General features: G+C 59.1%; 4 protein-coding genes. 2 read left to right on the top strand and 2 right to left on the bottom strand.

Features of this window, described 5'->3' with window-relative positions:
- Positions 1-198 precede the first annotated feature (198 nt).
- Positions 199-1,638: an aldehyde dehydrogenase family protein gene (locus AB0313_RS21965; RefSeq protein WP_366308442.1), complete on the bottom strand. Its 1,440-nt coding sequence runs from the start codon at positions 1,636-1,638 to the stop codon at positions 199-201.
- A gap of 293 nt (positions 1,639-1,931) precedes the next feature.
- Here AB0313_RS21965 and AB0313_RS21960 point away from each other — a divergent pair, with 293 nt between their 5' ends.
- Positions 1,932-2,339 carry a cupin domain-containing protein gene (locus AB0313_RS21960; RefSeq protein ID WP_366308440.1) on the top strand — a complete coding sequence of 136 codons (408 nt, stop codon included), beginning with the start codon at positions 1,932-1,934 and terminating at the stop codon, positions 2,337-2,339.
- A gap of 76 nt (positions 2,340-2,415) precedes the next feature.
- On the opposite strand, the gene AB0313_RS21955 is transcribed toward AB0313_RS21960, so the two are convergent.
- On the bottom strand, positions 2,416-3,312 hold the full coding sequence (locus tag AB0313_RS21955) for an NAD(P)-dependent oxidoreductase (protein ID WP_366308438.1): 897 nt from the start codon (positions 3,310-3,312) through the stop codon (positions 2,416-2,418).
- A gap of 512 nt (positions 3,313-3,824) precedes the next feature.
- On the opposite strand from AB0313_RS21955, the gene AB0313_RS21950 reads away from it, so the two are divergent.
- A complete protein-coding gene (locus AB0313_RS21950) occupies positions 3,825-4,403 on the top strand; it encodes a cupin domain-containing protein (RefSeq protein WP_366308436.1) in 579 nt (192 codons plus the stop codon).
- Positions 4,404-5,202: the final 799 nt, after the last annotated feature.

Raw genomic sequence — 5,202 nt, 5'->3', positions numbered from 1 at the left:
TGTCTGCGTGCCATGATTCGTGAATTTCCTCCTGTGCCCATTCTCGGACACGAAACTCACACAAACACTGGACTCCTTACCGGGGACCCAACCACTCTCGCTGATTCCGGAGCGAGAAAAGCGAAGCGATGCCTAAGGACCCCAGGCCGTCACCCTTCTGACCGCAACCGTGTGCCCGAACCGCATTCAACGCAACTTCTACCCTCGGAAGGTTTGAACCGTGTGCACCTGCGTGAACTGCTCCATGCCCTCGACTGCGTTCTCCACGCCGATGCCACTCCATTTGGCACCCGCAAACGGCTGATTGACCCTTGTAGCAGCGTGGTCGTTAATCCATACGGTGCCCGTCTCGAGGCGTTGCGCGATAGCCTCAGCCCGGCCGACATCCGCACTCCACACGGAGCCGCCTAGCCCGAACTCCGAGTCGTTCGCTTCTCGTATCGCGTCATCCACATCGCTATACGACAGGATCGGCAGCACGGGTCCAAACTGCTCCTCACGCACGAGTCGCATTTCGTCCGTAACGCCCGTTACGATAGCTGGGCGGTAGAAGTACCCCGGGCCTTCGACCCGCCCACCGGTCAGCAAGTTCGCCCCGTGAGCGACAGCGTCATCGACCAACTCGGTGACGAAACGGAGCTGGGCCGCGTTGGTGAGCGGGCCGTGCTCCGTCTTCGGATCGCGCCCATCCCCAACCACAGCACGCTCCGCGTGCCGCACCAGTTCCTCGACTACTTGGTCGAAAAGGGACTCGTGCACGTACACTCGCTTGACCGTGGCGCAGATCTGGCCGCTATTCATAAACGCGCGCGCATAGATCCGCGCGGCAGTGGCCTGGGGATCGGCGTCGTCGAGTACGATCGCCGCGTCATTGCCCCCCAGCTCGAGGGTGACACGCTTGAGGTCATTCACGGCCGCGGCCGCAACGATTTTGCCCACTTCGGTGGACCCGGTGAAACTGATCTTGGCGGTCTTCGGATGTTTCGTCAGCCAATCGCCCAAACCCGATCGACCGCTGACCGCACTGAGCACGCCAGGGGGGAAGGCTTCTTGCAAGATCTCCACCATGCGCAACGTCGCCAATGGCGTGTCCGAAGCGGGCTTCACGATGGCTGTATTCCCCGGTCGGAGAGCCTGCGCGAGCTTCTTCAAAGCCGTCTGAATCGGGAAGTTCCAGGGGATAATCAGAGCGGCGACCCCCAACGGGCGACGGTAAACCGCAATCCGCACTTCCTCGTCGTCTTGCAGGATCGTCGGCTTGATCTCGAGATCCGCATACCAACGGAGCCAAACAACACCTGTCATGACCTCGGAGACGGCCTCCCGGAACACCTTACCCTGCTCGGCGGTCAGCAGCGTTGCGATCTCGGACGCATGTCCTTCTAGTAGATCTGCAGCGCGGTGCATCGCGGCGCGTCGAACGCTCTCGTTCGCGCTCCAAGCGGTGACGGCCTCCGAAGCCGCAGACATTACCGCGTCTAATTGGCCTTCGCTGATCGCGGGCACCTGAGCAAACTCCTCGCTTGTGGCGGGGTTCAGGAGCGGGAACGTCTGTTCTGCCGGAATGCGCCTCCCATTGCCTGTCATTCCTACATCAAGCAGGCTTGCGAGTTCGAGCGGTGCAAGACTATCAACCATCTATCTGACCTTCGCTTCCCTGGTTCGGACCACCGAAATCTCCTCTGTGCACGTCCTTCAGGTCGCGAATATCGCAGGAACCTAAGGGGTCATCGGTAGTACATACTTTTAATATAATATACGTATATCCTTGGCGTGTCTCATGGGATGGGCGCCGACCCCCTTGGCGGAACCAGGGGAGTCAATCGGGACGACGGGCGCGTATTCGATCCAAAGAGAGGCAAGAGACTGAAGTTCGTAAGCTATATTATGCATTATATGCGATCGCACTAGGTATGAAGGAAGAGAATCTAATGGAACTCGTTTCCCCGACCCCAACCCTTAAGAGCCCGAGCGACAGGTTTATCGGGGACGTCTATTCCCGGACGCTCGCCTCACCAGAAAGCCCCCCCTACCTCGCCGCTGCGCTCACCCGTTTCCTTCCGGGCTCCCGAACCAATTGGCACGTGCATAACAATGGTCAAACTCTCCATATTCTTGAGGGAACCGCAATTGTGGGAACACGGGATGGCAAGATCCTTCGCGGACGAGCAGGGGATACCGTCTCCTGCGCAGCCGGTGAAGAGCACTGGCATGGATCGCTTCCTGATGCCTTTATGGAGCACATCGCAATCGTCGTAGCGAACGCTTCGTCCGCCGGCACAACGTGGCTTGAGCCGGTCGACGATGCCCAGTACAAGGCCGCCTGCGAGACGCACTGAGCACGGCATAAGTATCGGGGGCGGACACCAGGATGGTGACCGCCCCCGAGTTCTGCCGGGCAGGCAACACCGGCTGCTATAGAGGTACCACCTGAGTACCAGCCCATCGGTCGACGATCAGAGCCGCAGTATCCACCTGGGCATCCGCGCCGTTTTCCGCCATGAATACTTGGAGGAGTTCCCGCGCGACTCCGCCGAAGAACACTGGCGTTCCCGAGGCGCGGGCAAGATCGCATGCCAGGCGCATGTCTTTGTGCGCCAATGCGAGCGTGAATCCAGGATTCAGATCTCCCTTCAGTACGCGAGGCGCAAAGATCTTCTCCATATAGGAATTGCGAGCCCCACCGCCCATGAGGATATCGAGGGCACGCTCCGGATCGACGCCGTTCTTGGCGGCGAGGGCGACGCCCTCGAAAGTGAGAAGTCGCTGTACGCCGGAAATCAGGTTGTTCACCAGTTTCATGACGTGACCGCTGCCCGTTTCGCCTGCGTAGACGACATTAGGCGAAATTTCATTTAAGATGGGCAGTACCAATTCGTACGCCGCAGGATCGGCGCCCACCATGATCGAAATCGTTCCCGCACGGGCACCCGCGATTCCACCGCTCACGGGGGCGTCGACGAGTGCCACCTTTTTCTCCGCGAGATCCCGCGCGAATTGCTTCGTTATGACTGGATCGCCTGACGTCTGGTCCACGAGAACCGTGCCAGGACGAAGAGATGCAGCCAGCCCGTCCTCTCCACCGCGCCCGTACAGTACAGACCGAACATGGTCCGAGGTCGGCAGGCATAGGAAGATCACCCCGCAAGTCTGCGCCAGCTCTTCGAGAGAGCCTGCCGCAACGGATCCAAGCTCCACGAACTTGCCGACTGCCCCAGCGTCCAGGTCGAACACAACGAGCTGTCGGGACTCCTGAAGCTTTGCTGCAAGAGCACCACCCATGTTGCCGAGTCCGATATAACCTACATGCATTTATTTACCTCAACTTCATCAGGAGTCACTGTGGACTGACGGTCCACTCGTTTTCAATCGCCCTTGCTTCTATGGCCGCCTCAGCCGCGCTCATGGAACCTCTGTCGCGAAAGACACGATCAAACGTTCATCCGCTCAAGTGCCGCACCCCTCCAAGCGCGCCCTTTATGAGCCACATCTTGTCCTTCACCAAATCGTCGTAACTAAGCCCTGCCTTTCGATCTCTTTGACGGACGGGTTATAGGAACGACTTCAGACTTGGGCGTGTCTTCTCGAACGTTCGTGCCCCTCGTTTGCCATCGGACCCGCGCGCTGAAGAGGTATCACGTGAGCTTGCGCCAAGAGCTGATTTCTGCCGACGCACCCACGGTGAGTAGCACCCGCAAACGGTTCAAACAACGCCATTTTATGTTGGATATATAATAACGGTTGCGGGGTGAGCGCAACACGTGAAAAGCGGGCTTCATGTCCGGCCGGCAGCCGATCCAAGGAAACTTGTGAGGGGATCACCAATGGGAAATAGTCATCTTGACGCTCAAGCGCGTCGCGTAGTGAGCGGGGTAGGCGCAGACGGCAGGTCTTGTGTCGTTTCCGACGAGTACACTCGGACGAGGCTCGCAACTCCTGGGAACACTAAATGTGATATCTGGCGCTTCGCGTCACTCCCTACCACCTTCGACGCGACCTCTGGACTGTCGGAAAATGTCATAACGGACCCCCCGGAAGGAGGGTTTGTCTATCGTGTTGTTACCTTCCCGCCGGATTCGGAGTGGGATCGGTCCCAGGGTTACAGTGATGCGAATGGCCAGCTTGCCGGAACTGTTCCGGCGGAGGAGGCTGGTGGCATCCCGGGCATGCACTTCACAAGAACTGTTGACATCCTGACCGTGCTTTCCGGGGAACTGTGGGCCGTTCTCGAGAGCGAGGAGGTCTGCTTAAGGCCCGGCGACACCTTTGTTCAGCGCGGCACTGTGCATGCCTGGAGCAATCGGGGGAATGAGCCAGCAACAATCGTCGCTTTGATGGTTTCAGCCGAGCCTCCAAGAAACCCCACCTCTGACGTCAAGCAGGATGAGCCACCGAACAAGTGACGGCAGTGAAGTGGAAGGTGCAGAGCGAAGAGTTTTGTAAAGCCACGCCCTCACCGATTTGCGAGCAAAGCTCCTTTGTAGGGTGAGCGCGACCGACATCCAGTCATTCGGAAGCTCGCTCCAATCCGCGACGACATCAGAACGGGTGCTGCGAAGATGCTCGTTGCCGGAACCCCCTCACGTGAAGTCGTTGAGGCGTAGTTCCGGATCCTCTGCCTTGGCTCATTTTCTTAGTTCGGGAGTTTGAAATTCAGGTCGCGTCGAGGATGGCGTGTTGCCACAGCCGGTCCACTTCCTCAGCGCGGCCAGGATCTGCGGCGATCGCACTCGCGCGGCGTTCGAGGTCTCGACCATGCCTTCGGCTGCCAGCTGATCAATCTCACGGACTACGACGCGTCCGCCGCGCACCGCCGTTCGCACTGGCCGACTCGATTCCCTGGGCGACGGTAACCAAGACCACCCATCCTTACCGCTCCCACGCTGAGCTCCCCCGAATCGTCGACAACCACCGTCTTTTCGCAGGGGTTGACAGACTATATGAGATATATGATGCTTGGCATCGTGCAACTGATCGGAGATTGCAGGGCGTGTAAGACTGGCGCTCCCCCCGTTTCCCTGATTGGCAGACGTTTAGCGAGGGCCGCGACGTGCCGCACTCAGACGACGACTAGAGCAACACCTTTGTTGTCAACGGAGCTAGGAGCCTGGGCGTCCGCCTCCGCGGTGTCTGGCCAAGCCAGCGGGCAGCATAGGCGCTGCTCCGCATGAAAGGAACGAACCGATGGATCAGCACCATCAC

The organism is Pseudarthrobacter sp. NPDC080039 (assembly GCF_040702335.1).
GTDB classification, from domain to species: Bacteria; Actinomycetota; Actinomycetes; order Actinomycetales; family Micrococcaceae; genus Arthrobacter; species Arthrobacter enclensis_A.
This window is presented reverse-complemented; position numbering and strand designations above follow the sequence as displayed.